Origin of the sequence: Pseudonocardia ammonioxydans (genome assembly GCF_900115005.1) — a bacterium.
Classification (GTDB): domain Bacteria; phylum Actinomycetota; class Actinomycetes; order Mycobacteriales; family Pseudonocardiaceae; genus Pseudonocardia; species Pseudonocardia ammonioxydans.
This window is the reverse complement of the sequence record NZ_FOUY01000006.1, coordinates 24,028-50,540: the sequence shown is the minus strand read 5'-3', so window position 1 is coordinate 50,540 and position 26,513 is coordinate 24,028. Positions and strand designations below refer to the sequence as shown.

Sequence of the window (26,513 nt, the reverse complement as noted above, 5' to 3'; positions counted from 1 at the left end):
GCCGCCGGCGTCAGCTGGTGATGTCCTTGCGGGTGAACCGCCACGCGGCCGCGGCCAGGAACGCTGTCGCGTAGCAGACCGCCGAGAACGCCCCGTAGGTCATCTCCGCCCAGTCGACGTCGCGGGCCAGCAGCGCCGACCAGGCATCGGCGTAGTGGGTGGGCAGGAAGTTCCGGACCACGCCGAGATCGTCGATCTGGTCGATGATCTGCGAGACGATCGACGCCATCACCGCCCCGCCGACCGCCCCCAGCGGGGCGTCGGTGCTCACCGAGAGCAGCAGCGCCAGCCCGGCGACCCAGCTCAGCTGGACGATCACGTAGAGCGCACCGAGCATCACCCGGCCCACCGCCGTCCAGAACGGCAGCGACTCACCGATCGGCGACACCAGGTCCCCGGTGCCGTAGGCGATCGTCCCGACCACCAGCGAGGCGACCGGGAGCAGCAGCAACGCCGCGACCGACAGCAGCCCGGCGATGACGGCCTTCTGCCGGACCAGCCGGGCCCGGGGCACCGGGATCGCGAGCAGGTAGCGCAACGACGACCAGGACGCCTCGGACGCCACCGTGTCCCCGAAGAACAGCGCCACCAGCACCACGAGCAGGAAGCTCGCCGAGGCGAACAGGGTGAACACCGCGAAGTTGGTGGCGCTGCCCGAGGCCAGGTCGACGAGGCTGGGCCCGCTCGCGCGGCCGCCGTCGTCGTCGCCGCCAAGGGAGAACGCCGCCCACAGGATGATCGGCATCGCCACGACGAGCGCGAACGCCACCTGCGTGCGCCGCCGCTCGAGCTGGCGGACCAGCTCGGTCCGTAACGGCAGCGTCCGCTCCGGCCGGGCCGGGGGCGCCGCCTCCCCGGTGACGAGGTCACCGACGTGTCCGCGCCGGGTGGACAGCTGGCGGTCGTCGTCGGTACTCACGATCCACTCCCACTCACGTCGCGCCCCTCCGGGCCGACCAGTTCCAGGAACGCGTCCTCGAGACGGCCGCGCGGGCCCGCGGCGCTGACCGCGACACCCGCGCCGACCAGGGCGGCGACGGCCTCGGCCCGGCCGGTGCCGTCGAGATGGGCGTGCACCACACCCGGCCCGTCAGCGGGGCCCGCGCTCGCTGCGCCTGCGCTCCGCTCGGTGCTGATGCTCGCTCCGCCTGCGCTCCGCTCGGTGCTGATGTTCGCTCCGCCTGCGCTCCGCTCGGTGTCGATGTTCGCTCCGCCTGCGCTCCGCTCGGTGTCGATGCTCGCTCCGCCTGCGCTCCGCTCGGTCACCACGTCGGTGACGCCGTCCAGCCCGGCCAGCACCTCGGCGGCCCGGTCGATCGCGTCGACGGTGAACGACGAGCCGCCGCCGGACGCGGTGAGCTCCGCGACCGTCCCGTCCGCGACGACCGTGCCCCGGTGCATGACGACGACGTCGGTGCAGGTCTGCTCCACCTCGGACAGCAGATGGCTCGAGACCAGCACGGTCCGCCCGGCGGAGGCGTAGCGGCGCAGCAGCTCCCGCATCGCGTGGATCTGGGGCGGGTCCAGGCCGTTGGTGGGCTCGTCGAGGATCAGCAGCTCGGGCAGCCCCAGCATCGCCTGCGCGATAGCGAGCCGCTGACGCATGCCCTGGGAGTACGTACCGACCTTGCGGTGCACCGAGTCCCCGAGACCGGCGATCTCCAGGGTCTCGGCCATCCGCGCCTGGCCGGGCGGCCGTCCGGTGGCCTGCCAGTACAGCCGCAGGTTCTCCGCACCGGACAGGTGCGGCAGGAACCCGGGGCCCTCCACGAACGCGCCGATCCGGGACAGCACCGCCGCACCCGGCCGGATCGGGCTGCCGAACGCCCGCATCTCGCCGGACGTCGGCGAGATCAGGCCCATCAACATGCGCAGGACCGTGGTCTTCCCGGCACCGTTCGGACCGAGCAGGCCCAGTACCGCACCGCGGGGGACGGTGAACGAGACCTCGGAGACGGCGCGGAACCCGTTGCGGTAGGTCTTGGCGAGCGCACGGACCTCCAGCGGCACCCCGGGGTCGGAGCCGGGCCCGGTGTCTCCCGGGCCGGCGCGCCGGGCCCGGAGCCGGGTCACCAGCCACAGCAGCAGCGCCGCGGCGAGCACGCCGGCGATGCCGACCACCGGCCACAGCGGCACGGTGGAGGCCGACTCCGTACGACCGGGGACCTGCGGGACCGACAGCGTCGGCTCGGTGAGACCGACCCGCCACACGGCAGGCGCGGCGCCGGAGTCGTAGGCCTGGTCGGTCGTGGCGAGCTGGACGAGCAGCCGGCTGCCCGCGGTGACTGGTGCGACGACGCCCGGCAGCGTCACCGTCACCTCGGCCGGGCTCCCGTCGGCGGGAACGGCCACCCGCAGCGGGGCGACCGCGTTCCCGAGCAGCGTGCTGCGCCCGTCCGGGGACAGCGCGGTGACCGAGGCGAACAGCACCGCCGTCTCGGGAGCGGGCTGGCCCGGGACCCGGGCGATCCGCGCGGTGACCCGGGGAGCGCCGGAGGGCTGCATCGCCTCGGCCAGCGGCTCGGACACGAACCGCGCGGACTGCCCGGGTGCGGCGAGACCGGACACCGCACCGAGCGAGCCCAGCGATCCGAGGGCCGAGCCGAGGCCGGGCAGCGAGGTGATCGCCGCCGGGTTGCCGCCCGCCGGGTGCACGACCGTCTGCTCCCCGCCCGCCACCGGGACCGGCGTGGGGGCGACCGGCGGGGCGGTGAGCCCGGGATAGCCGTCGGCGAGGACGGTGCGTCCGGTCGGGGTGTCGCCGCGGGTGCGGACGGTGCTGCGCACCTGGTAGGCGAACGGGGTGGCGGCCGCCGGACCGGCCTCGTCGCCGGTGGCCGGCAGCCCGCGCAGGTGCTGGTCGAACCAGTCACCGATCTGGGCCCGCACGTCGGTGCCGGCCGCCCCGCCGTCGTGCCCGCCGGCGAACCACAGCACCGAGACGGGGGTGCCGTCCGCGGCGATCTGGCGGGCGTTGGCGTCGGCCTGGTCGAGCCCGAACAGGGTGTCCTGCTCGCCCTGGACGAGCAGCGTCGGCGCGGTGATCCGGTCGGTGACCGTCGCGGGGGAGGAGCGGCGCAGCAGGTCGGCCAGCTCGGGGGAGACCCGGCCGCTGCGGGCCGCCTCGGTGTAGGCGGCGCAGACGTCGGGAGCGAACCGTCCACAGGTCAGCGGCCGCCCTGGTACGGGTGCGGCCGGGGCGGCGGGAGCCGCGGTCCCGGGAGCTCCGGTCCCGGTTGCGCCTGCGGCGTCGGACCCTGCCGCGCGGGGCCCTGCTGCGCCGGCCCCGGCCCCGCCGGGTGCTGCCGCGCCGGCCACGGCCCCGCCGGCCACTGCCGCGCCGGCCCCGGCCGCATCGGACGCTGCTGCGCCGGACCCGGCCGCATCGGACGCTGCTGCGCCGGACCCGGTTGCGTCGGACCCTGCTGCGTCGGGCCTCGCCGCGCTGGACCCTGCAGCGCCGGTCGGTGTCGCCGAGGCATCGGGACCGGGTGTCGCCGGCCCGGGTCCGTCCGGCCCGGCCGCGACCGCGGGCACGCCGCCGTCCGCCGGGTCCGCGCCTGCGGCACCGCCGCCCGCCTGACCGCCGCCCGCCGGACCGGCGTCGGTGACGCCAGCACCGTCGGTGGCACCGGGGTCGTCGGCGGCACCCGGCTCGGCGGCCCCGGCCCCGCCGGGAGCGCCGCCCGCACCGGCCTCGTCGCTTCCGGCCCCACCACCGAGCCCGCCGCCCGAGCCGCCACCGGACTCGTCCGCCCCGGACTCCGCCGAGCCGGAACCCCCGGAGCCCGCCCCGCCTCCGGCGACCCGGCCGCCGGAGCCGAAGAACACCCCGGCCCAGCCGCTCTTGAACACCCCGTCCGGTGCGTCCGCGCCGACGGCCGGGGTGGCGGGCAGCGGGGTCCCGGCGGGGACCGCGTTGTTCGGGAACAGCGCCTGACCCAGGTCGTTCCAGGTGATCAACGGCGCGATCGCGTCGACCCGGTCGTCGTGGCCGGCGAGCAGCAGGGCGAGCCCGCCGCCGTAGGACCCGCCGGTCACGCCCGCCCGTGGGTCGCCCTCGCCGTCGCGCTGCACCTCGGGTCGCTGGGCGAGCCGGTCGAGCAACCGGGACGCGTCGGCGACCTCCCGGTCAGGGTCGTTCAGCCCGATCGTCCCGCCGGAGGTACCGAACCCCCGGGCCGTCCAGGTCTGCACGACGTAGCCCCGGTCGGCGAGCTCGCGGGCGTCCCGGTCCACGGACTGCCTGTCCCCACCGAACCCGTGCGCCACCAGCACCGCGGGTGCCGGGGTCCGGTCGGTCGCCGACGCCGGGACGTACAGCGCCGTGTCGAGCTCCACCGTCCCCGGCTCACCCGGGCCGGCCGGCACCGCGACCCGCTCGTCGGTGACGGCCACGGACCCGTCGTCGGCGGCCGCGAACGCGGCAGGCGCCGATCCGACGAGCAGCCCGGGGACCAGCAGCCCGGCGAGGAGCAGCGCGACCAGCGGGCCGGGGGACCGGCGGACCCGGGAAGGAACGTGCACCCCGTCGAAACTACGCAGATCGCCGCAGCCGTGCCGCCGCGCCCCGGTCCGCGTGGCCCCGACCGTCCACAACGGGCAAATCGGGCGGACGACACCACCGTTCGGGTCGTTCCCCGGTGCCGTCGGTCACCCCTGTCTCGCCACACAACGCCCGGGGGTGGACACTTCAGACGCACCGCAGGGGAGTATCCCGACCGCGGTGGTGTCGTCAGCACGGATTCCGGCGGGAGCGTGGTTCCCGGCCGGGCCCGGCACCACCGGCCACGCCGGGCGCCCGGAGACCAGGGCGCCGTGGCGGGAGAGACCTCGGGCCAACGGATGCTGTCCCTGGTCTGGAGGAACTACGTGAACGTGCCCCTGTGGGTCTGGCTCGTGACGATCGCCGGATTCGTCCTCGTCATCGGTGCCGATCTGTGGCTCAACGACCACAAGCCGCACGCCGTGACCCTGGGCGAGGTGACCCGGTGGGTCGCGTTCTACGTGGCGCTGGCCGTCGCGTTCGGGGTGGGTCTGTGGTTCGTCGCCGGCGGGACCTACGCCGGCGAGTTCTTCGCCGGGTACCTCACCGAGTACTCGCTCTCGGTCGACAACCTGTTCGTCTTCCTGATCATCATGTCGGCCTTCAAGGTGCCGGTGATCCACCAGCACCGTGTGCTGCTGGTCGGCATCGTGATCGCCCTGCTCATGCGCAGCATCTTCATCGCGGCCGGGGCCGCGGTGATCGACCGCTTCAGCTGGGTCTTCTACCTGTTCGCGGCCTTCCTGGTCTACACCGCGATCTCGCTGGTCAAGCAGGCCGCCGGTGGCGAGGAGGAGGAATGGGAGGAGGGCCGGGTGCTCCGGCTCGTCCGCCGGGTCCTCCCGGTCACCGACGACTACCAGGGCGCCAAGACCATCGTGAAGATCGACGGGAAGCGCTGGGTGACCCCGATGCTGATCGTGATGATCGCGATCGGCGTCACCGACATCATGTTCGCCCTCGACTCGATCCCGGCGATCTTCGGCCTCACCCAGGAGGCCTACCTGGTCTTCACCGCGAACGCGTTCGCGCTGATGGGCCTGCGCCAGCTCTACTTCCTGCTCGGCGGCCTGCTCAACAAGCTGGTGTTCCTGTCCTACGGCCTGGCGGTGCTGCTCGCCTTCATCGGCGTCAAGCTCGCGCTGCACGCGCTGCACGAGAACGACCTGCCGTTCCTCAACGGTGGCGAACCGCTGCCCGTGCCGGACATCGGGATCGGCATCTCGCTGAGCGTCATCATCGGTGTCCTCGCGGTCACCACGATCGCGAGCCTGGTCGCGGTGCGGATCAAACCGGAGCTGGCCGAGCAGAGCAGCGCGATCACCGCGCCGCCGCTGGCCCGGTCCAAGGACGAGGCCGCGCGGCTCGCGGCCGAGGACGAGCAGGCCGACCACCACGCGCCCGCTCCGCCGAAGGAGTAGCCCGGCGCCCGCCCGGTCAGTCGTGCCGGGGAGGGCCGGCCCCGAGGTGGTGGGTATCGAGCTGGGGCTCGAGATGGTGCAGGACGACGTCGTCGATCCGGCCGTCGTCGAGGGTGAGGGTCATCCAGGTGTGGGTGGGCATCCGGCGCCGGTCGGTCGGCGAACCGGGGTTGAGCAGGCGCAGCCCGTCCACCGCGGAGTCCCACGGGATGTGCGAGTGCCCGAAGACCAGCAGGTCGGTGTCCGGGTGCGCGCGCCGGGCCCGCCCCTCCCGGCCGCGCGTGGGGCCGGTCTCGTGGGTCACCGCGAGCCGGACGCCGTCGATCACCACCCGGGCCGTACCGGGCAGCCGGGCGCGCAGGTCGGCGCCGTCGTTGTTGCCCCAGCAGCCGACCAGCCGCGCCGCGCGCGCCTCGACCCGGTCGAGGAGGTCGGTGGTGCACCAGTCCCCGGCGTGCACGACGACGTCGGCGTCGTCCACCGCGTCCCACACCGACGCGGGAAGGCCGCCCTCGTGGGCGCCGCCCCGGGCCGGGTGGTGGGTGTCGGAGATCAGCAGGAGCGAGCTCGGCATGGAGGTCCCGCCCGTGGCTCCCTCAGGCCACGCCGACCAGGTCGACGACGAAGATCAGCGTCTCGTTCGGCGCGATGACGCCACCGGCGCCGCGGGCGCCGTAGCCCAGGTGCGGCGGGATGACGAGCCGGCGTCGGCCGCCGACCTTCATGCCGGTGACCCCGGTGTCCCAGCCGGAGATGACCTGGCCGGCGCCCAGGCCGAAGCGCAGCGGCTGACCGCGGTCGTAGGAGTTGTCGAACTCCCGGCCGGTGGACTGGGAGACACCCACGTAGTGCACGGCGACGTTGTCGCCGGGCTTGGCCTCCTGGCCGTCGCCGACGGAGAGGTCCTCGGTCACGAGGTCGGTGGGCAGCGGGCCGTCGACGACCTCGACGGCGGGCTTCTGCGGTGCGGTCACGATGGTGCTCCCAGTGGAGGGGATGCCCGACCCTCGGTCGGCTGTCCCGTGCGACCCTGCCAGAGCCGTCCGGCGGGGACGCGCCGGACCCTGACCCCGGCGCGCAGGCTGGGCTGCTCGCGGACCGCGCCGCTCGCGGGCCGGGCCGGTCGTCCCCGATCCGGCCGGTTCACCCCCCGGTTCGTGCCAGGCTGCGTGGCGTGACCGCATCCGCCGTTCCCGCCGCCTGGGCCGCCTGGCTTGCCGCTCTCGATGCCGCCGGGTTCCCCGCATCGGCGAACGCGCGACCGCCGGCCGATCACGGTGTCGTCGCCACCGCCGAGTCGACGTTCGGCCGTCCGTTCCCGCCCGAGCTGCGCGCGCTCTACCTGGTCTGCGACGGCCAGTGGGACGACCACCGCTCGGCACCCGGCCGCGTACCGGAACGGGTGACCAGCCTGTTCCCGGCGACCTACCGGATGTTGCCGGTGCCCGAGGCGGCCGTGCAGTACCGCGGCTGGCTGGACGTCATCGACGCCGTCGGGCACGACGACGTCACGGTCCGCGACGGCGACCCGATGCGCGCCCGGTACTGGGACCCGGGCTGGTGGCCGCTGGCCGTCGACGGTGGGGGGAACGCCCTGGCGGTCGACACCGTGCCGGAGCCCGGCGGGGACGCCGGGCAGATCGTCGTCGCCGGGCCGGACGAGGACGAGCGCCGCCGCGTCGGACGCGGGGTCACCGACTACCTGCACCGATTGGCGGGGTCCGCACTACCGGTGCCCGCGGACGCCGGCGGATCCGCGTACGTGTTCTGGGACCTGCCGCAGCTGCGTTGACCCGGTCCGGTGTCCGGATCGGACGTCCACAGACGACTGTGTGGTGCGTATCACGGCGAACCCGACATCGTGCTCCGAAGTGCACCGGAAATCAACTCTGTCATCCGTAACACATGTTTGGGAGCATATGGTTCCGCCACGATTCCCGGCCGGGCGACTCCGGATTCGTGGTGCCACCATCCTGTACGCCACGAGTTCGCCGAGCGCGTTCGAGCTGGTCCGGGCGGTGCGGCGACGAGGAGGTCGCGACCGACGATGATGTCGATCCTCATATTCGCCGCCGGCGCCGCGCTGCTGATCTACTGCGCCGAGAAGCTGATCACGTATCTGGTCGGTGCCGCGCGTGGCCTCGCGATATCGGTGTTCCTGCTCGCAGTGATCTTCACCGGGATCGAGTTCGACGACCTCGTCTTCGGCGTGGCACTGAACCTGGAGGGCATGGAGGAGGTCGCGCTCGGCGTCGTCTTCGGCACCGTCATCTCGATGGTCGGCGTGGTGCTCGCGCTGGCCGCATTGATCGTGCCGTGCCGGGTGGACGTACCCCGCGACTACCTGGTGCTGTTCGCGATCTCCCCGCTGGTCCTGGTGGGACTGGCGTTCGCCGGTGAGGTCGGTGTCGGCCTCGCGATCCTGCTGATCGCTCTGTTCGTCGCGTTCGTCGCCTATGTGGCCGTGCGCGAGCGCAGCCGCGCCGTCGCGGTGTTCCGCGACACCGAGGTGATGGAGCACGCCGGCACCGGCGGCGGGGGCGGGACCCAGTCCGACGACCTCTCCCGCACCGGCGACATCCCGATCACGTCCAAGCGGCACCTGCCCGGCTGGGCGCTGATGGGGCTCGCGATCCTGTCGCTGATCGGTCTGATCATCGGTGCCTGGGTGATGACCGAGGGGACCGAGGGGATCCTCGAGGACTTCGGGATCGCCGGCACGGTGTTCGGTGCGACCATCGCGACCCTGGTGCTGACGCTGGAGGACATCTTCCTCACCGTCGAACCGGCCCGCCGCGGTGCGCCGCTGATCGGTATCGGCAACGTGATCGGCTCGGTCGTGTTCTCGGTGACGGCCAAGCTCGGGATCATCGTGCTGGCCGGTGGCGAGATCGAGGTGACCGAGGACGTCTTCGTCTGGCACCTGCCCGCGCTCGTGCTGCTGATCGGATTCTCGACCTACGCACTGTGGACCGGACGCCTGCGCCGCTGGCACGGCGTCGTGCTGCTGGTCGCCTACATCCTGTACTGGGTCGTCAGCTTCGTGGTCTTCGGTGTGGTGCCCGCCGATGACGATTGACCGTGAGTGGATTTCACGGTCCTGACCGTGAAATCCACTCACAGGTGGCGGAGCCGCGGCACCAGTTCCACGTCCACCGGGCCCGGCCGGTTCGCCGTCTCGACGGCCGCCTCGACGAGGTCGTGGGCGGGGGAGAGGTGGCAGACCGGGTCGGTGGCCGCGGCGTCGCCGGTCAGCTGGAATGCCTGGCAGCGGCAGCCTCCCAGGTCGAGGTCCTTGCGGTCGCAGGTGCGGCACGGGTCCTGCATCCAGCTGTCGCCGCGGTACGCGGTGAACAGCGGGTGCTCGGTCCAGATCGCGGCCAGCGAGGCCTCCCGGACCGAGGCCCGGGGCAGCGGCAGCGTCTGCGCGGCGGGGCAGGGGAGCGCGTCCCCGTCCGGTGCGACGGTCAGCTGCCGCTCCGCCCAGCCGCCCATGCACGGCTTGGGGTACCGGCTGTAGTAGTCCGGCAGGACGTGCACGACCTCCATCCGGCCGCGCAGCCGCTCCCGGGCGGCGGTGACGACCTCCTCGGCGCGGTCGAGCTGCTCCCGGGACGGCAGCAGGGCCGTGCGGTTCTTCCAGGCCCAGCCGTAGTACTGGGTGTTCGCCAGCTCCACCCGGTCGGCCTGCAGCTCCTCGACCAGGTCCAGGATCGCGGCCACCCGGTCGATGTTCTGCCGGTGCAGCACCACGTTGACGGTCAACGGCCAGCCCAGCTCGCGGACCAGCCGGCAGGCCGCGACCTTGCGCTCGAACGAGCGGATCCCGGCGATCCGGTCCGACGTGGCCGGCTCGTCGGCCTGCACGCTGACCTGCACGTGGTCCAGCCCGGCATCGCGCAGACCCGCGGCCCGCGACCGGGACAACCCGATCGCACTGGTGACCAGGTTCGTGTACATGCCCAGCTCGTTCGCCGTGCGCACCAGCTCGGGCAGGTCCCGGCGCAGCAGCGGTTCGCCACCGGAGAGGTGGCACTGCAGCACACCGAGATCGGCGGCCTCGGTGAACACCCGCTGCCACTCGGCGGTGTCGAGCTCGTCGTCGTAACGGGCCAGCTCGATCGGGTTGGAGCAGTAAGCGCACGCCAGCGGGCATCGGTAGGTGAGCTCGGCGAGCAGCCCGAACGGGCGGGGCGCGGCCGGCTGCGGGGTACCGGTCACGGTGTCGGTCACAGCGCCACCAGGTTCCGGTCCGCCAGCCGGGTCAGGTAGTCGTGCACCTGACCGCGGACGGTCGGCTCGTCGGCGTCCTCGAACCCGGCGACGAGCGAGGCCACGATCTCGTCGACGGTCCGTTCGCCGTCGCACAGCCGCAGCACCGCGTGCCCGGTCTGGTTGAGCACGACGACCGTCTCCGGTCCGAGCAGGACGTAGCCGCCGGTCGCCCGGTCCGGCCGCATCCGGACGTACTGCCCCAGCCGGGGCCGGGTGTCTCCGTGGATCTCGCGCATCGCGCCCCCCGGCACGCCGCGCGGCGCGGGAACCGCCGCGCCGGTGGCCTCACGTGTAGGCATGGTCGATCGCATCCATGATGGCCCACAGGACGTCGCACTTGAAGGACAACGCGGCCACGGCCGCGTCCTGCTGCTCGGCGGTCCGGCAGTGCTCGACGACGACCTCGAGCGCGTGCTCGGAGTCCCGCGGCGCCTGGAACAGCCGGTTGCGGAAGTACTGCAGCCCGTCGGGCTCGATCCAGGTGTAGTACTTCTCGAACGCGGCGAGCCGCTCCGCCATCAGGTCGGGGGCGAACAGCTCGGTGAGCGAGGACGCCACCGCCTCCACCCACGGCTTCGTGCGGGCGAAGGTGACGTAGGCGTCGACGGCGAACCGGACGCCCGGCTGCAGGTGCCGGTGGTCGAGGATCTCCGCGCGGGTCAGCCCGCACGCCTCGCCGAGCCGCAGCCACGCCTCGATGCCCCCGCTCTGCTCGGGGCCGGTGTCGTCGGGGGCTCCGTCGTGATCGGTGATCCGCCGGATCCACCGGCGGCGGACGGTCACGTCGGGGCAGTTCGACAGGATGGCGGCGTCCTTGACCGGGATCGCCTCCTGGTAGGCGAACCGGTTGGCGACCCAGCCGCGGATCTGGTCCGGGGTCAGCGTGCCGGCGTTCATCCGCAGGTGGAACGGGTGTGCGCTGTGGTAGTCGCGGGCGTGGGCGCGCAGGCGGTCCACCAGCTCGCCCGCCGGGGCACCGGCTCGATCGGTGAGTGCGGTCACGACGTCAGACCTCCAGCTCCAGTCCGTCGGCGGCCACCTCGAAGCCGGCCTTCTCGACCTCGGCGCGCTCGTCGGAGTCGTCCAGCAGGATCGGGTTGGTGTTGTTGATGTGGACGTAGACGATGCGGGGCAGGCCCAGCCGGCCCAGCACCTCCAGACTGCCACCGGGACCGCCGACGTGCAGGTGTCCCATCTCGTGCGCGGTCTTCGCCGCGAGCCCGAGCCGCACCAGCTCGTCGTCGTACCAGGTGGTGCCGTCGACCAGGAGCAGGTCCGCGCCGCGGATCTCGTCGAGCACGGCGGGGGTCAGCTGCTGCACGCCGGGCAGGTAGACGGCGACGCGGCCGGTGGTGGTGTCGGTGAACCGGTAGCCGACGACCCGGCCCGAGCCCCCGGCGGGGCTGATGCTCGTTCCGCCCGCGCTCCTCTGGGCGCCGAACCGGTCGTGCTTGCCCGTCGGGACGTCGAAGGCCCGGTAGGTCAGCCCCGCGCCCAGCGCGGTCTCCACCCCAGGCTCGACCGGGGTCCAGGTCACCGGGCAGAACCGCTCCAGGGTCGGCAACAGCCCGGTGCCGTCCCGCAGCGTGCGCTCGGTCGCGGCGGTGGCGTGCAGGTGCACCCCGCCGCCCTCGCGCAGCAGCACCAGGCCCAGTGAATGGTCGATCTCGGCGTCGGTGAGCAGGACGCCGCGCAGCGGGGTGGTGCGGTCCCCGGTCGGGTGCAGCGCGGGGGTCGCGGCGAGCTGGGTGCGGACGTCCGGGGAGGCGTTGACCAGCCACCACCCGTCGCCCGCGGTGATCGCGATCGACGACTGGGTGCGGGGTGTCGCGGGACGGGTGCCGTCCCGCACCGCCCGGCAGCCCGGACATCCGCAGTTCCACTGCGGGAAGCCGCCACCGGCCGCCGACCCGAGTACCTGCAGCCTCATGCTCCTCCTCCGTCGCCGCTCCGTCACCGGACGGCGCAGGGGCGCCGGACGGGTCGTCCGGCGCCCCTGCAGCTCACCTCGTCACGCCTCGGTGCGGGCGATGTACATCGTCACCTCGGGCGCGCAACCGATCTCCTCGAACTCGGGCGCCTCCCACGTGGTGGTCGACTCCACGGGCGTTCACCTCCCTTCTGTGGTGGTCCGCCGATCCGGTGCCGTCCCGGCGTCAGCTGCTGGTCGGGCGGCGTGCCGCCATGCGGCGGGCTCAGTCCTCCGGGAGCGCGAAGCAGAACAGCGCGTCGCCCGCGGCGGCCCCGAGCAGGCCGGGCAGGAACCCCTCGATCCAGCCGCCCCAGCCGGTCGGCACGGCGATGTACTGGCGGCCGTCGACGCTGAACGGCGTGGGGCTGGAGTGGTGCCCGCTGCCGCACTGGAACGACCACAGCTTCTCGCCGGTCTGGGCGTCCAGGGCCACGAACTCGCCGGTCGGCGTGCCCTGGAACACGAGCCCGCCCGCCGTGGTGAGCGTCGAGGCGCACATCGGGTACTCGTTGCGCCAGCGCCACTTCTCCTCGCCGGTCAGCGGGTCGACGGCGCTCACGAAGCCGTAGTAGTCCTCGATGTCCACGGCGACGCCCGCGCCCCAGTACGGGATCGACTCCTTGAACTCGCGACGCCGGCGGGTCGCCGTCGCCCCGACCTCCTGCACCGGGATGTAGATCAGTCCGGTCTGGGGGTTGTAGGACATGTGTGTCCATTCCTTGCCCCCGGCCGGCCCCGGCCAGAAGTGCACCGGGACGCCCTCCTCGTCCGGATAGATCTTCGGCGTGACCTTGCCGTCCGGGGTGATCTCACCCCAGGTGATCCGGTCGACGAAGGGGAAGACCCGGACGAGCTCACCGTTGGTGCGGTCCAGGACGAAGAAGTAGCCGTTCTTGTCCGCGTGGGCGAGCAGCTTGCGCCCGTCCGGTGCGTCGAACAGCAGGTTCTCCATCGTGGAGTCGTAGTCCCACAGGTCGTGCGGGGTGAACTGGTAGTGCCAGCGGATCTCCCCGGTGTTCACGTCCACCGCGATGGTGCAGTCGGTGTAGAGGTTGTCGCCGGGGCGTACGGCGCCGTCGAAGTCCGGTGCCGGGTTGCCGGTGCCCTGGTAGAGCAGCTCCAGCTCCGGGTCGTACGTCGGGGTCACCCAGCAGTTCGCCCCGCCGCGCTGCCACGCCTCGCCGTCGTCCGGCCAGGTCTCCGAGCCGGGCTCACCGGGCTTCGGCACCGTGTAGCAGCGCCAGCGGCGCTCGCCGGTGTGGGCGTCGAAGGCGTCGAGGTGCCCGCGGACGCCGAACTCCCCGCCCGCGCTGCCGCAGATCACCATGTCCTTGACGATCAGCGGTGCGACCGACCCGCTCTCGCCGGCCCGGACGTCACCGTTGACGGTGTCCCACACGACCTGCCCGGTCGTCGCGTCGAGCGCGATCAGGTGCGCGTTGAGCGTGTACATGTAGACCTTGCCGTGGCCCACGGCCACGCCCCGGTTCACGTTCCCGCAGCACAGCGAGACGTCGTACGGGGAGGCGTGCTTGTAGCGCCAGAGCTCCTCGCCGGTCTTCGCGTCGATGGCCCAGACCCGGCCGTCCGGGCCGGAGACGTACATGACGCCCTCGACGACGATCGGTGACGCCTCGAACGAGTAGGTCGACGCGCCGGACTGCATGCCGACCGCGCCGGCCTGGAACACCCACGCCGGGCTCAGCCGCCGGACGTTGTCCTTGTTGATCTGGTCGAGCGTGCTGTACCGCTGGCCGTCGTAGGTGCCGTAGTAGGTGAGCCAGTTCTCGGGCTCCGAGGCGGCGGCCTTGATGCGCTCGTAGTCCACGTTGGTCGTGGCCGGGGCGCTGCCCTTGACGTTGCTGAGCTGTGCGAACGGGATGGCCTCGCCGGCGTCGACGTAGTCGGTCATCTCTGCTCCTTCCTACGGACGCGGCTGCGGGGGACGGTCGAGCTTGGCGTGGTCGGGGACTTCTCCGCCGATGACGATCGCTCCGACCAGGCCACGGCCCTCGTCGTTACCGCTGGTGGAGCCGTACCAGTAGGTGCCGGGGCCGTCGAGGCTGATCGACGCCGTGCCCTTGGCGTGGTTGACCAGCCAGATGAACTTCGGGTCTCCGTTGCTGGGCAGCACCGCGCAGTGGGTGTTCTTGTCGTCGTTGTAGAGCGTGAGCACGAGGTCGCCGCCGTGCGGAAGGATCAGGATCGCGGGGTCGTAGCGCAGCTCGTCCTCCGGGATCCGGATCTCGGCGCGCATCGTGCCGTCGGCGTCCTCCTCGACGTAGCCGATGCGGCCGGTCCCGAGTAACCGGCCGAGTGCTGTCCGGTTCTGGCCGTCCAGGCCTGCCGCGGCGTACTCCGCCGCTCGATCACTTTCTGCGGTCGTCATTGACACATCCTCCCGAGCACAATTCGTCGGCGGTTGGTGATCACTTTCACATCGTGTTCATGGGACGTCAAGTCCGGCAACGGAGCAATTTCCGAGAAGGATCACTGATCGGGTTGTGATGTGCGGGCCCCCGATCCGGGGCGCGCCGGGCGGGCGCCCCTGCGGGGTCCCGGTCCTCGTGCGCCGCACGGGGACCGGGTGTCGCCGTGCCGGTCCGGCCGGGTCGTCCGAGGGTCGGTACGCCGAGGGTCCGCCTGCCGGGGTACCTCGCCTTTCCGGTAGGAGGAGCATGATCTTGCTGGTCAGCGGTGTCTGTGTGGTCCGACCCGCGGGGGAGTCCTCCGGGACGGGCGCGAGGGCGAGTGGCTCCGCGCGCGTGCGTGACCGGCGTCGCGGGTCCGTGGCGCGGCGCTTCGTCCGGAACGTCGTGACCGGGCGGGATGTCCGATGAATTCCGTTCCGGACGGAGCTCCACAACGGTTCTCAGAACTTCTCTGCAATTTCTCGGGCACGACGACAACGGGGGCCCGTCAATTCTTGCGACGCGATTACGGGCAGTTTGTCGACGTCGTCGGCGAATGCTCCGAGGGTCATTTCCCGGGGGGTGGTCGTGCAACGGGTGACCGCGTGGTCACGCAGCGGTCCGACGCTGTGACGTGCGGTACTCCCGGTCGCGGTGATCGTTCCGGGGAGCCGGTGGTGTCGCGGGTCGTGCGTTGCGGCGCCGTCTGCGGGGGCCATGTGCACATTCCGGGTGGGTGCCGCATGCCCGGCGAGCCGGAATGAAACACCTGTTTCCGAGACCCACCCGGGAAACATGTGTTTCGTCGCGAGCGGGACACGGTCGCAGATCCCGTTGCGGGACCGTCGGCAGGTTCACCACGCGCGCGCTCGAGCGAACCGCCCGGTCCGGCGCGTCCCGCGGTCCGGGGCGGTGTCCGGGCCGGCCGGTCATCACCGAGGCGGCTCGTCCGGCCCGGCGTGCGACGGCCGGCCCCGGCCGCCGTGCCCCGGCCGCGGCCGGTCGGGCCTCGGGTCGCCGGTGCAGAGCGGTGGCCGGCCCACGGACGTCAGGCGGTCACGGCCACGGTGAGCCGCGCACCACGGCCGGTCGAGGGGCAGGCGGCCGGCGCGGGATGGTGTGCCGGGGCCGGGGCCGGGGCCGTCGGGCGGTCAGGGGCACGGTGAGCCGCGCACCACGGCCGGTCGAGGCTCGGACGGCCGGTGTGGAGTGGTGTGCCGGTCCAGTGGGGTCGGGCGGTTACGGCCACGGTGACCCGCACGTCACGGCCGGACGAGGGTCGGGCGCCCGGTGCGGAGTGGTGTGCCGGTCCGGTGGCCTCCAGCAGTCACGGCCACGCTGATCCGCGCGCCACGGTCGGTCGGTCGCCGGGCAGCCGGTGCGGTACGCCGCGCGTACCCGGCGGCGGCCCGACATCACGACCCGCACGCGCCGGCCGGCTCGCGCCGGGTCCCGGGGGGCGCGGCCGACCGCGTCACCGGCTCGAGGCCGCTGCCTCGGCATCACGGCCGGCAGGCGGCCCCCGGTCGCCGGTGCCGCAGGTCGCCGGGAGCCGTCAGATCGGACGATCTCGTGGTGTCACCAGAACTTGATGCCCGCGGCCTTCAACCGGCGCCGGTGCTGCCGCACCGCGGTCTCGATCGCGTCCGCGGAGATCAGGTCCCCCCACACCTTGGCCGCGGTCTCGCCCTGCTCCAGCAGGGCGTCGGCCTCCTCCCTGTCGACCGCGGCACTCTGGACCACCCGCGACCCGAACCCGATGTGCCAGCGCTCGTCGCGCAGGACCAGCTCCATGCCCTTGCGCAGCCCGGGCAGATCGGCGGACAGGCCGTCGAGGGTGTCCAGCATGGCCTGCTGCCCGGCGAGGAGGACCACGCCCTCGATCACCATGTGGTAGAGCCCGACCGCCCCGGTCAGGGCGGCGTGGTCGTCGGCGAGCCGGCGGGCCGTCGCCGGGAGCCGGTGCTCGAACAGGTCGACGAGCTCCGTGCTCACCGAGCCCCGCAGGACGTCCTGCCGTTGTGCGGGGTTCGGCCCCGGCACACCGAGGACCTCGGCGGCGACGAGGTCGAAGAAGCGGGCGTGCCGTGCCTCGTCGCGGGCCTGGGCCCGGAACGTGGCCTCCATCGACTCGTCGCGCGCGGCGGCCTGGTAGGAGCCGAGCTGGCCGGCCACCGAGGTCTCGGCGATGCAGAAGCCGGCGATCAGTCCTCGGACCGTGGCCTGCTCGGTGGCACTCAGCCGTGGCCACGCTGCCCGGTCGGCGGTGTAGTCGATGTCCGTCTCGTCCCACTGCAGCGTCTCGGCGAGCTGCACGAAGTGGTCGTAACCGGCGATCATGGTCATGGCGTCACATCCCCGGGAAGGTCTCGTCCGGCCCCAGCTCGCGGAAGTCCGCCTTGGTGGCGCCGCAGATGGGACACATCCAGTCGTCGGGAATCTCCTCGAACGGGGTTCCCGGTTCGATGCCGCTGTCCGGGTCGCCCTCGGCGGGGTCGTAGACGAACCCGCAGGGCTCGCAGAACCATCTCCGTGCCTGCGGCACGGTCGGAGCCGCGCTGCCCACACTCATTCCGCACCCGCCTCGGTCCGGCTGCGCCCATGCAGCGCCGTGGCGGTCTCGAGCTTGCTCATGTGCCTCCCGCGGCGCCCTTGCCGCACACCACCGGTGTCACCGGGGGACGGGTAGGAAGGTCGTCCCCTGTCCAGGGAGCCACACCAGCGGCCGGGCCGCAAGACCGTGCCGTGCCCGGTTGCCGTCGCACCGGTTCGGTGGAGGTACGCATCCGCGCTGCGCACGGCCCGTGCCAGGCTCGCCCCATGAGTGACGCCGTGCCCCCGGGGGTGGGGGTGCCGACGCCGGCGACCGTCGGGGGGTACCGGCTCGGCCGGTTGCTGGGCTCGGGCGCGAGCGGCCGGGTGTACGAGGCCGTCGACGCCGGCGGCCGCCGGGTCGCGCTGAAGCTGATCCGCGCCGAGCGGGCCGCCGATCCGGGTTTCCGGACACGGTTCCGGCGGGAGGTGGACACGGCCCGGCGGATGCCGGCGCGCTTCACCGCCCAGGTCGTCGACGCCGACCCGGACGCCGATCCGCCGTGGGTCGCGACCGCGCTGCTCAGCGGGCCCACCCTGGAACGACGGGTCCGCGACGGCGGCCCGCTGCGCGGGCGGGAGCTCACCCGGCTGGCGACGGGCCTGCTGCGTGCCCTGACGGCGATGCACGCGGCCGGTCTGGCGCACCGGGACCTCAAACCGGCCAACGTCGTCCTCACCCCGCGCGGGCCGATGGTCGTCGACTTCGGGATCGCGCACGCCTCCGGCGACACCCGGATGACCCGGACCGGGGCGACCCTCGGCACCCCCGCCTACATGGCGCCGGAGCAGGCCGAGGGCAGCGCGGAGCCCGGCCCGGCCGCCGACGTCCACGCGTTCGGTGCGGTGCTCGTCTTCGCCGCGACCGGTGCACCGCCCTACCCCGGGGACTCCGTGCCCGCGGTGCTGTACCGGCTGCTGCACGACGAGCCGGAGCTGGGGGCGACCCCGCAACCGTGGCGCGGGATCGTGGCGGACTGCCTGCGCCGCGACCCCGGGCGCCGTCCGAGCGCCGCGGCCCTCTCCGGCCGGGTCCGTCGCAGCGGCCGCCGACGGGCGGTGCCGGTCGGGGTCCTGGCCGCGCTGGTGCTCGGCACGGCCGCGGTCCTGCTCGGCCCCTGGCTGGTCGAACGGCTCGCGCCGGGCCCGGGGACGGGGGTGGCGGCCGGTTCCGGGCAGCCGGCCGGTGGTACCGATCCGGGTCCGGACGCCGGGCCCGGACCGGGCCTCGATCCGGGGCTCGATCCGACGGCGCCCGGCAACGGGCCGGCGGCGACCACGCCGGTCGGGCCGCCGTCGGGGACCGGTCCGGTCGTGGCGTTGCCGCACACCGCCGGCCGGGTCGTCGCCGGGGTCGGACGGATCTACGTCGCCGATCCGGAGGGCGGCGCGGTGACCGTGCTCGACACCGACGGACGGACGGTGGGCCGTGTCGAGGTGGGCCGGTTCCCGGCCGCGCTCGCCCTGTCCGCGGACGGGTCCCGGCTCGTCGCCGCGCTCGGCACCACCCCGGTCCGGGTCGTCGCGGTCGACACCCGGACCCTGACGGTGGCTGGCACCGCCGACGTCGGCGCGGGGGATGCGGGCGCCGACATCGTGCGCCCGCCGGACGTGGCGGTCGTCCGGGACCCCGCCGCCGTGCAGGACCCCGCCGCCGTGCAGGACCCCGCCGCCGTGCAGGACCCCGCCGCCGTGCAGGACACAGTGGTCGTCAGCGATCCCCGCACCTCCCGGGTGGTCGCGCTGGACGTGGCGACCCTGCAGCCGCTCGGGACCGCCGATCCGGCCGGGCGTCCGCTGGCGGTCGCGGCGTCCGACGACGGTGTGCTCGTCGCGGGCTCGGCCCCGGGCGGCGGCCGGATCGAGACCCTGGGCCCGCCCTGGACGGCGACCACGGTCGGTGTGGCCGCCCCCGAGGACGTCGTCGATCTCCTGGCCGGGCCGGACGGGGCGGCGCTGGTGGCCCGGGCCGGGAACGTCGACGGTGTCGGCGGCCTCCGGCTGATCGGCCCGGACGGCACGGTCCGCGCCGAGCGCCCCGACCTGGAGGTGGCCCGCCTGGGCGCGGGACCGGCGGCCGGCGGCCCGGTCTATGCGCTGGACGCGACCACGGGCACGGTGACCGTCGTCGACGCCGCCACCCTCGCCACGGTCGCCCGGATCGACCCCGGTGTGGGAGGCGCCGCAGCCGACGTGGCCGTCGCCCCCGACGGCCGTGCCCTCTACATCGCCGCCGACCGGTCGCTGCGGATCGTGCGGTGACCGGCGGCGAGGTCCACCCGCACGGTCAGTAGACGCGGTAGGACGCCCGCGCCACCGCGATGCCGTGCCCGGTCGTGGTGTTGCGGCACTCCACCCCGGTGCGGCGGCTGACGCAGGTCACCTCCCGGCTGCGCAACGCCCGGTCGAACTCCAGCACCGGCAGCGACGGGTCGGCGACGGTGTCCCCGACGCAGGTCAGCGCCCCCGGCGCGGCGCCGGCCAGTTCGGCACCGCTGCCGTAGGCGAGCCGGCACGACGCGGGTACCGGCGGAACCTCCCAGGACCGTTCGAGCACGTCGCAGCGCGCCGCGAACTCCTCCAGCACGCAGGCGATGTTGCCGCTGGGGGAGCGGAACCGCAGCGCACCGTCGGTACCGACGTAACGGACGTCCTCGGAGGTGTTCACCTCCGTGGCACCCGCGAGCAGGTCGGTCGCGGCGGGCGTCGCAGTCGGTGTCGGGGTGGGTCCCGCCTCCGTGGTCGTCGGGGGCGGCGCGGCGGTCGTGGTCTCCGGCGGGCCGGCGACGGCGCCGTCGGGCTCCCCGCCACCGGACAGCAGCAGGCCGGCGACGAGTGCGACGACCAGCGCGACCGCCACACCGCCGGCGACCAGGGGCCACCGGCGCCGCCGCCACGGCTCGCCCGTCCCGGGAGGCGCCCCGAGCAGGGTCGGCGGTGGGAGCGTCCCGTCGCCGTCCGGGCGGGGCGACCCGCCCGGGCTGGCGCCACGCGGCGCTGCGGTGGGTGCGGCCGGTTCGTGTCCGGCGGTGCCGGGACCGCCCGCATTCGCGCCCGCCCGGGGGCCGGCGCCCGCGCCGCTGTCGGTCCACCAGGGCCGCGTCTCCTGCCGGGTGCTGCCGGGACCGTCCGGTCCGTCTGGTGCCCCCGGGTCCCACTCGGTCGGGCCGTGCTCGCGCGTTGCGGGATGCGGCCCGGCCGGGACACCCGGGTCCGCCGCGGCGCCGGGGTCGCCCCTGCGGCCGGTCGGCACTGCGGGGCCGGCGGGGTGGGTCACCGGCTCCGGGCCCGCCGGGTGGCCTTCCCGTGGTGCCGGGCCGTTCGGGTGTACCGCGCCGGCGGCTCCGGCCGCGTCGTCCCTGCGGTTGCCCGAACCCGGCCCGGCGTGATCGCCCGGGCGGCTGCCGTGGGCGCCCGCGTCCGGCCCGCCCGCGAGGAGTTCCGCGGTCCGCTCGGCGTCCGGGCGCCGGGCCGGGTCCTTGGCCAGCAACGCCCGCACCACCGGCCCCAGCCGCCCCAGTTCCGGGCCGAGGTCGGGTTCGCCGTGCACCACCCGGGACAGGACGTCGGCCGCGGCCCCACCCGCGAACGGGGTCCGCGCGGTCACGACGAACGTCAGCAGCGACCCCAGCGCGAACAGGTCCGCTGCCGTCCCGGTCGGCGGGGTGCCGGTGATCTGCTCGGGCGACAGGTACTCCGGCGTGCCGATCACCTGCCCGGTCGCGGTGAGCGCGGTCCCGTCGACGGCCCGTGAGATCCCGAAGTCGATCAGCCGTGGCCCGCCGCCGGTGAGCAGCACGTTCGACGGTTTGAGGTCACGGTGGACGAGCCCGCGCGCGTGCAGTGCGGCCAGCGCCGACGCGAGCCCGACGCCGAGGTCCGTCGCCCGGTCCGGGGACAGCGTTCCGGCCCGCGCGATCTCCTCGTGCAGGGTCGGCGCGTCCAGGTAGGTGGTCGCCAGCCAGGGCTGCTCGGCGTCCGGGTCGGCGTCGAGGAACGCCGCCGTCCATCCCGGGGGAGCCTGCGCGGCCAGCGCGACCTCCCGCCGGAACCGGGCCCGGAACCCGTCCGTCCCGGCGAGTTCGGGATGCACCAGCTTGATCGCGGCGCGGCGCCCGTCCGGCGCCTCGCCCAGCAGGACCCGCCCCATCCCGCCGGCACCGAGCACTCCGATGATCCGGTACCGGCCGACGGTGTGGGGATCCTGCGACTCCGGAGGCTGCGCCACGATCCGGAGCTTAGTGCCCCATCCCGGGACATTCGGTACAGAATTCGTCGGCCCCGCGGCGCCGCCGGATCGCGCGCGCCGGGCTCCACGATGCAGGGGCACGAGCCCGGGCGGCTCGGGTGTCAGGTGCCGAGGGCCTCGTGCAGGAACCCGACCTGGAGCAGCAGCAGGTTCTCCGCGACGACCTCCTGCGGCGTCATGTGCGTGACCCCGGACAGCGGCAGCACCCGGTGCGGGCGGCCCGCGGCGAGCAACGCCGAGGACAACCGCAACGTGTGCGCGGCGACGACGTTGTCGTCGGCCAGGCCGTGCACGATCATCAGCGGCCGGTGTGGTGCGTCCGCGGTCGGCGGGACCGCCGCATCCTCCACGATGGACGAGCGGGTGTACGGGGTGCCGCCGGGCAGGCCCAGGTAGCGCTCGGTGTAGTGGGTGTCGTAGAGCGCCCAGTCGGTGACGGGGGCACCCGCGACGGCGGCGTGGAAGACGTCCGGCCGGCGCAGCACCGCGAGCGCGGCCAGGTAGCCGCCGAACGACCAGCCCCGGATCCCGACCCGGGACAGGTCCAGGTCCGGGTACTCCTCGGCCGCTGCGTGCAGCGCCGCGATCTGATCCTCCAGCACCGGCCCGGCGAGATCACCGTGGATCGCCCGTTCGAACTCCGGCCCGCGCCCGGGGGACCCCCGGCCGTCGGTCACCAGCACCGCGAACCCCTGGTCGGCGAACCATCGGCTGGTCAGATGCGCGTTGTGCGACTGCACGACGCGCTGCGAGTGCGGGCCGCCGTACGGGTCGAGCACCACCGGGAGCGTCGTCCCGGGCACGTGCCCGGTCGGCAGGAACACCGCCGTCCGCAGCTGCCGCTCGCCGAACGTGTGCAGCGTGACGGCGGGGGAGAAGCCGGGTTCGACGGCGTGCCCGGCGACCGGGTACCGGGTGTCGGCGGTGGTGAGCACGGCGTGCGGCGCGGTGTCGAGATCCTGCGAGACCCGGACCAGCGTGCCGCCCGCCGCGACGCCGGAGTGCAGACCCTCCGCCGCGGACAGCCGTACGGGCTCCGCACCGGGCTCGACCGTGTACAGCGCGACCGAGGTCGGCTCCGCCGAGGCCCGGAACAGGACCGTCTCGCCGTCGATCCCGAGGACCTCCCGCACCTGCAGGTCCGGACCGGTCAGCACGGTGTCCCCGGCGAGGAGCCGGCGGGCCCCGCCGGAGTCCGCCACGCGCACGAGCACGCCCGCCGCCGTCCGGGCCGGGACGCCGGGCACGTTCTCGACCCACACCGGGTCGGTCTGCGAGTGCAGGGTGCGCGTCGCCCCGGTCGCCGGGTCGACGGCGAGCGTGCGCACCTCGCGCTGGTCGCGCGGCTGCACCGAGATCAACGGTCCGTGTGCGTCCCACCCGGCGGTGGCCAGGTACTCGTAGGTCGTGCCGTCCCAGCTCACCGGGGTGCGGTCACCGTCGACGGTGACGATCTCCAGCCCGACGACGGCGTTGGCGGTGCCCGCGGCCGGGTAGCGCACCGCGGTGGGGACCCGGTCCGGATGCGCCGGGTCGGCGATGTGCCAGCGCTCGACCGGGGACTCGTCCACCCGGGCGACGAGCAGCGCGTCGCCGTCGGGGGACCACCAGAACCCGCGGGTCCGGCCCATCTCCTCGGCCGCCGCGAAGTCGGGCAGGCCGTAGGAGACGTCCTCGTCGGTGTCGCCCACGAGCCGGGTGGTCGCGCCCGTCCGCAGGTCGTGCAGGTGCAGCGCGCGGTCCGCGACGAACGCGACCCGGGCGCCCGAGGGATCGACCCGCGGGTCGACGACGGCCTCGATCCCGCCGACGTCGAGCGGTCGCACGTCCGGTTCGCCGACCAGCGCCGCGGTGAACGGCCGCCCGGACAAGGCGAACACCGCCCGCTGCACGGCGGCGTCCACCGTGTACCCGACGACGCCGCCCGCCTGCTCCCGTACCCGCTCGCGACGGGCGCGCTCCGCGGCCGGCAGGTCCTCCTCGCCGGGCAGGCCCGGAACGGCGGCCGGGTCCACCAGCAGGCGCTCCTCGCCGGTCACCGCGTCGATCGACCACAGGCAGGTCACCGGGTCCGTCCCGGAACGGCTGCGGAGGAAGACCGCCCGGGAACCGTCCGGGGCGACGGTGAAACCGCGCGGGACGCCGAGGGTGAACCGGCGGGTGCGGGCGTGCAGGCGGGGGAACGAGTCGGTCACGGCGGGTTCTCTCCGGGGGGTCGGGGTCGTGCCGGACGCTATCCGACCACCCCGACGACGACCGGGCTCCACCGGCGACCGGCCACCGCCGACTCCCGTCAGGCCGAGGAGCGTGACCTCCTGCGCCCGGAGCATGGACGCGACGATCCGGCTGCGGCACCACCGGCCTCGGCGCACGCCGCCGCCGCGAGCCGGTCGGCCCGCTCGTTCTCCGGGTGCCCGGCGTGCCCCCGGACCCAGAACCACTCGACGTCGTGCCGCCGGACGGCCTCGGCCAGCTCGCGCCAGAGGTCGTCGTTCTTCACCGGTTCGCCGGCCGCGGTCCGCCAGCCGCGCTGCTCCCAGCGCGGCAGCCAGCGGGTGATCCCGTTCCGGACGTAGGTGCTGTCGGTGTGCAGGTGGACGACGCTGGGCCGGGTCAACGCCTCCAGCGCGCGGATCGGGGCCGTCAGCTCCATGCGGTTGTTCGTGGTCGTCCCCGGCTCGCCGCCGCAGAGCTCACGCTCGTGTGCGCCGTACCGCAGTACCGCTCCCCAGCCACCCGGGCCCGGGTTCGGTACGCACGCACCGTCGGTGAAGATCTCCACGACCGTCGTCACGGGTGGTGACGCTAACCGAGGTGCCAGCAGAGCCGGTACGCAGGAGAGCGGTACTCAGTAGAGCCGGTACGAGGCGCGCGCAGCCGTGAATCCGTGCCCGGTCCGCCCGTCCCGGCACTCGACACCGGAACGACGGCTGACACAGGTGAGGTCCCCGTGGGTCAGGTGCGTGCCGTAGCCGAGCTCCTCCCCGTCGTCGGGTACCGGGGTGCCCGCGCAGCTCGCCCGGGACCCGGCGGTGCCACCGACCACGAGCCCGGCGTCGGTGCAGTCGTCGGCGCCGGTCGGGGCCCAGCGCTTGTTCTCCACGTCGCAGCGGGCCGCGGCACCGTCGATCCGGCAGGCGATGTTCCCGGACGGCGAGGTGAACGACGGCGTGGCGCCGAACGCGGCCGGGTCCGCCGCGGTCGTACCGGAGATCAGGTCCGGGGGCACCGCGGCCGGGGCCGGAGCCGCGGCGGACTCCGGGGCGTCCTGGTCCTGGCCGGTGCCGGTGTAGGCGGCGACGAGCACGCCGACGGCGAGCGCGAGCGTCGCGCCCACGGTGATCGCCGCCGTCCGGTGCCCGACGGTGCCGCGTACGGCGGTGGACAGGCCGGCGACGCGGCCCGGATCGACGAGGTCGAGCGCCTTGCGCCACACCGGCGGGGCCGGCTGCTCCTGCGGGTACACCGCGGGGACGGGGGTGCCGGTGGTCGCGGTGATCGCGGGCCACGGCAGCGGAGGGGTGGGCGGTCCGGCGGCGCCGATGGCTGCGCCGGTCCCGGTCGCCGCGGGCGGTCCGGCAGCGACGGGGGTAGCGCTGCCGGGGGCGCCGGGGTTTCCGGGGTGGACGCCGCCGCCCGCGGCCGGAGCGACGATGCCGCCACCTGGGGGCACCGGCGCGGCGACCGTGGCCGAGCCGGCCGGTGTGGTGGCCGGACGGGGGCCGGGGATCACGGGCGTGCCTGGACGTGGTGTTCCCGGGTCGGTCACGCCGGTCGCCAGGGCGTCCGGACGACGATCCGCGGCGCTGGGTGCCGCCTCCGCTCCGGCGACGCCCGCTCCGGCGACGCCCGCTCCGGCGACGCCCGCTCCGGCGACGCCCGGGGTGGCGGCAGTCCCGGCGCCGGCGGCGTTCCCGCCGCTCGTGCTCACGCCGCCGTCTGTACTCACGCCGTCTGTACTCACGCCGTCTGTACTCACGCCGTCTGTGCTCACGCCGTCCGTGCTTGCCCCGGCCGTGCTTGCCCCGCCGGCTCCGGCCGGCCCGGTGCGGTCCACCCCGGTGCCGGCGGTTCCGGGTGTGCCGTCCGAGGCCGGGGGTGTGCCGTCCGCCGGCGCCTCGGCGCCGGGTGCGGGCCCGGTGGCCGGACCCGGCCTCGTCCGGGGCGACGGGACGACCGGCCCGTCCAGGATGCCCGCCGAGGGATGGCCGTTGCGGCGGCCTCCGGGACGGGTGTGGTCAGCATCGTCGGCGTGGGGAGCGCTCATCGGTCCGGCACGCTAGGTCGGAGTCCTCGTCCACACAGCGCCCGTTCGGCGTAGTGGCGACGGCCGGTCACCCTGCAACGGTGACCGTCCGTGTCCGACGGCGAACGGCGGCCCGTGCCCCGACGGAGTCCGCCGGTGGGGTCCGCACGTCGCGGCCGGGCCGCCTGTCGCCGAATGGCGGGACCCGGGTGGCAGCCTGGACCGGATGAGCCAGGCCCTCTACGAGATCACGGTGAACGCGCTGCTCGACCGGGATCGTGCGCTGACCCCGGCCGAGTGGGACGCCGCCGTCGCCCGGGTCGGCGGCCACCGGGCACCCCAGCTGCTCGCCGAGCTCGACGACGCCGGGCTGATCGAGCCGGAGCTGCTGGCCTCGGTCGTCCCGGCGGCCTGGGAACTCGCGGACCGGCCGCTGGCCCGGTTGCCCACCGATCGCTGGCGGGAGCTCTTCACCGATGCGGGTGTCGAGGCGCGCCCGGAGCTGTCGGGCTGAGCAGCATCGGTCGGAGGCGGGTCGGCGTGCAGGTCGTTCGGGCTGCGACACCGGCCCGGGGCCGGCGCCCCGCTGCACACCCCGCTACACGCCGGGGCGCTCGCTGCGCTCGGGCTCACCGACCAGGCGGCACGCCGGTCGTCCGCCGGCCGGCCGAGCTGCCGCTCGACCATCGAGGGCGGCATCGAGCGGGCCCGGACGGCGGAGCTGCCGGGCGATCCGGCCGGCACCGAGGAGGTCGCCGACGACGTGGCCGCGGGGCGGGCGGAGGCTCGATCCCCGGGTGC

At 74.5% G+C, this 26,513-nt stretch carries 22 protein-coding genes; 5 read left to right on the top strand and 17 right to left on the bottom strand.

Annotation, left to right across the window (positions count from 1 at the left end):
• Positions 1 to 10: 10 nt before the first annotated feature.
• Together BM093_RS07995 and BM093_RS07990 are read right to left on the bottom strand one after the other, a co-directional pair.
• Positions 11 to 919, bottom strand: coding sequence for an ABC transporter permease (locus BM093_RS07995; RefSeq protein ID WP_245773368.1), 909 nt, complete (start codon positions 917 to 919; stop codon positions 11 to 13).
• On the bottom strand, positions 916 to 4,527 hold the full coding sequence (locus BM093_RS07990) for an ATP-binding cassette domain-containing protein (RefSeq protein ID WP_245773367.1): 3,612 nt from the start codon (positions 4,525 to 4,527) through the stop codon (positions 916 to 918). The genes BM093_RS07995 and BM093_RS07990 overlap by 4 nt, the downstream gene beginning before the upstream one ends.
• Positions 4,528 to 4,872: 345 nt before the next feature.
• Here BM093_RS07990 and BM093_RS07980 point away from each other — a divergent pair, with 345 nt between their 5' ends.
• Positions 4,873 to 5,967, top strand: a complete 1,095-nt coding sequence (locus BM093_RS07980; RefSeq protein ID WP_093340086.1) for a TerC/Alx family metal homeostasis membrane protein — start codon at positions 4,873 to 4,875, stop codon at positions 5,965 to 5,967.
• Between the two features lie 16 nt (positions 5,968 to 5,983).
• Here BM093_RS07980 and BM093_RS07975 read toward each other — a convergent pair whose 3' ends face one another.
• Entirely contained in the window at positions 5,984 to 6,541 is a 558-nt protein-coding gene (locus BM093_RS07975; RefSeq protein ID WP_093339628.1) for a metallophosphoesterase family protein, read from the bottom strand.
• Between the two features lie 22 nt (positions 6,542 to 6,563).
• Positions 6,564 to 6,941, bottom strand: coding sequence for an FKBP-type peptidyl-prolyl cis-trans isomerase (locus BM093_RS07970; RefSeq protein ID WP_093339623.1), 378 nt, complete (start codon positions 6,939 to 6,941; stop codon positions 6,564 to 6,566).
• Between the two features lie 200 nt (positions 6,942 to 7,141).
• On the opposite strand from BM093_RS07970, the gene BM093_RS07965 reads away from it, so the two are divergent.
• Positions 7,142 to 7,759 carry an SMI1/KNR4 family protein gene (locus BM093_RS07965; RefSeq protein WP_177238331.1) on the top strand — a complete coding sequence of 206 codons (618 nt, stop codon included), beginning with the start codon at positions 7,142 to 7,144 and terminating at the stop codon, positions 7,757 to 7,759.
• Positions 7,760 to 8,014: 255 nt separating this feature from the next.
• A complete protein-coding gene (locus BM093_RS07960; protein WP_093339613.1) occupies positions 8,015 to 9,046 on the top strand; it encodes a sodium:calcium antiporter in 1,032 nt (343 codons plus the stop codon).
• Positions 9,047 to 9,084: 38 nt separating this feature from the next.
• On the opposite strand, the gene pqqE is transcribed toward BM093_RS07960, so the two are convergent.
• The 9 genes from pqqE to BM093_RS07915 form a co-directional block, all read right to left on the bottom strand.
• Positions 9,085 to 10,200 carry a pyrroloquinoline quinone biosynthesis protein PqqE gene (pqqE, locus tag BM093_RS07955; protein WP_245773366.1) on the bottom strand — a complete coding sequence of 372 codons (1,116 nt, stop codon included), beginning with the start codon at positions 10,198 to 10,200 and terminating at the stop codon, positions 9,085 to 9,087.
• Positions 10,197 to 10,541: a pyrroloquinoline quinone biosynthesis peptide chaperone PqqD gene (pqqD, locus tag BM093_RS07950; RefSeq protein ID WP_245773365.1), complete on the bottom strand. Its 345-nt coding sequence runs from the start codon at positions 10,539 to 10,541 to the stop codon at positions 10,197 to 10,199. Before pqqD ends, pqqE begins: the two co-directional genes overlap by 4 nt.
• A complete protein-coding gene (pqqC, locus tag BM093_RS07945; RefSeq protein WP_177238330.1) occupies positions 10,528 to 11,244 on the bottom strand; it encodes a pyrroloquinoline-quinone synthase PqqC in 717 nt (238 codons plus the stop codon). Before pqqC ends, pqqD begins: the two co-directional genes overlap by 14 nt.
• Before the next feature lie 4 nt (positions 11,245 to 11,248).
• Complete coding sequence (pqqB, locus tag BM093_RS07940) at positions 11,249 to 12,172, bottom strand: pyrroloquinoline quinone biosynthesis protein PqqB (RefSeq protein ID WP_093339603.1); 924 nt, start codon at positions 12,170 to 12,172, stop codon at positions 11,249 to 11,251.
• Between the two features lie 81 nt (positions 12,173 to 12,253).
• Positions 12,254 to 12,346, bottom strand: coding sequence for a pyrroloquinoline quinone precursor peptide PqqA (gene pqqA / locus BM093_RS07935; RefSeq protein WP_093339598.1), 93 nt, complete (start codon positions 12,344 to 12,346; stop codon positions 12,254 to 12,256).
• A gap of 91 nt (positions 12,347 to 12,437) precedes the next feature.
• Positions 12,438 to 14,126 (bottom strand): PQQ-dependent dehydrogenase, methanol/ethanol family, encoded by a 1,689-nt coding sequence (locus BM093_RS07930; protein WP_093339595.1) that lies wholly within the window; start codon positions 14,124 to 14,126, stop codon positions 12,438 to 12,440.
• A 12-nt stretch (positions 14,127 to 14,138) separates the two neighbouring features.
• A complete protein-coding gene (locus BM093_RS07925; protein ID WP_093339591.1) occupies positions 14,139 to 14,603 on the bottom strand; it encodes an MSMEG_3727 family PQQ-associated protein in 465 nt (154 codons plus the stop codon).
• A 1,600-nt stretch (positions 14,604 to 16,203) separates the two neighbouring features.
• Positions 16,204 to 16,971 (bottom strand): ribonucleotide-diphosphate reductase subunit beta, encoded by a 768-nt coding sequence (locus BM093_RS07920; RefSeq protein WP_093339587.1) that lies wholly within the window; start codon positions 16,969 to 16,971, stop codon positions 16,204 to 16,206.
• A 4-nt stretch (positions 16,972 to 16,975) separates the two neighbouring features.
• Positions 16,976 to 17,197, bottom strand: a complete 222-nt coding sequence (locus BM093_RS07915; protein WP_093339582.1) for a rubredoxin — start codon at positions 17,195 to 17,197, stop codon at positions 16,976 to 16,978.
• A 248-nt stretch (positions 17,198 to 17,445) separates the two neighbouring features.
• Between BM093_RS07915 and BM093_RS07910 the strand changes: the two genes are divergently transcribed.
• On the top strand, positions 17,446 to 19,479 hold the full coding sequence (locus tag BM093_RS07910) for a serine/threonine-protein kinase (RefSeq protein WP_177238329.1): 2,034 nt from the start codon (positions 17,446 to 17,448) through the stop codon (positions 19,477 to 19,479).
• A gap of 25 nt (positions 19,480 to 19,504) precedes the next feature.
• On the opposite strand, the gene BM093_RS07905 is transcribed toward BM093_RS07910, so the two are convergent.
• The 4 genes from BM093_RS07905 to BM093_RS07890 form a co-directional block, all read right to left on the bottom strand.
• Positions 19,505 to 21,445 (bottom strand): serine/threonine-protein kinase, encoded by a 1,941-nt coding sequence (locus BM093_RS07905; RefSeq protein ID WP_093339572.1) that lies wholly within the window; start codon positions 21,443 to 21,445, stop codon positions 19,505 to 19,507.
• A gap of 122 nt (positions 21,446 to 21,567) precedes the next feature.
• Positions 21,568 to 23,661 (bottom strand): prolyl oligopeptidase family serine peptidase, encoded by a 2,094-nt coding sequence (locus BM093_RS07900; protein ID WP_177238328.1) that lies wholly within the window; start codon positions 23,659 to 23,661, stop codon positions 21,568 to 21,570.
• A 98-nt stretch (positions 23,662 to 23,759) separates the two neighbouring features.
• A complete protein-coding gene (gene rnhA / locus BM093_RS07895; RefSeq protein ID WP_177238327.1) occupies positions 23,760 to 24,260 on the bottom strand; it encodes a ribonuclease HI in 501 nt (166 codons plus the stop codon).
• 54 nt (positions 24,261 to 24,314) lie between these two features.
• A complete protein-coding gene (locus BM093_RS07890) occupies positions 24,315 to 25,397 on the bottom strand; it encodes a hypothetical protein (protein WP_143105295.1) in 1,083 nt (360 codons plus the stop codon).
• A gap of 541 nt (positions 25,398 to 25,938) precedes the next feature.
• On the opposite strand from BM093_RS07890, the gene BM093_RS07885 reads away from it, so the two are divergent.
• On the top strand, positions 25,939 to 26,226 hold the full coding sequence (locus tag BM093_RS07885; protein ID WP_093339550.1) for a hypothetical protein: 288 nt from the start codon (positions 25,939 to 25,941) through the stop codon (positions 26,224 to 26,226).
• Positions 26,227 to 26,513 lie beyond the last annotated feature (287 nt).

What these genes read in the sequence shown, in the direction of transcription:
- BM093_RS07920 (WP_093339587.1), bottom strand. Translation starts at nt 16,971, where the DNA reads ATGACCATGATCGCCGGTTACGACCACTTCGTGCAGCTCGCCGAGACG.
- BM093_RS07960 (WP_093339613.1), top strand. Translation starts at nt 8,015, where the DNA reads ATGATGTCGATCCTCATATTCGCCGCCGGCGCCGCGCTGCTGATCTAC.
- pqqD (WP_245773365.1), bottom strand. Translation starts at nt 10,541, where the DNA reads ATGCCTACACGTGAGGCCACCGGCGCGGCGGTTCCCGCGCCGCGCGGC.
- BM093_RS07915 (WP_093339582.1), bottom strand. Translation starts at nt 17,197, where the DNA reads ATGAGTGTGGGCAGCGCGGCTCCGACCGTGCCGCAGGCACGGAGATGG.
- BM093_RS07910 (WP_177238329.1), top strand. Translation starts at nt 17,446, where the DNA reads ATGAGTGACGCCGTGCCCCCGGGGGTGGGGGTGCCGACGCCGGCGACC.
- BM093_RS07930 (WP_093339595.1), bottom strand. Translation starts at nt 14,126, where the DNA reads ATGACCGACTACGTCGACGCCGGCGAGGCCATCCCGTTCGCACAGCTC.
- pqqB (WP_093339603.1), bottom strand. Translation starts at nt 12,172, where the DNA reads ATGAGGCTGCAGGTACTCGGGTCGGCGGCCGGTGGCGGCTTCCCGCAG.
- BM093_RS07975 (WP_093339628.1), bottom strand. Translation starts at nt 6,541, where the DNA reads ATGCCGAGCTCGCTCCTGCTGATCTCCGACACCCACCACCCGGCCCGG.
- BM093_RS07885 (WP_093339550.1), top strand. Translation starts at nt 25,939, where the DNA reads ATGAGCCAGGCCCTCTACGAGATCACGGTGAACGCGCTGCTCGACCGG.
- BM093_RS07925 (WP_093339591.1), bottom strand. Translation starts at nt 14,603, where the DNA reads ATGACGACCGCAGAAAGTGATCGAGCGGCGGAGTACGCCGCGGCAGGC.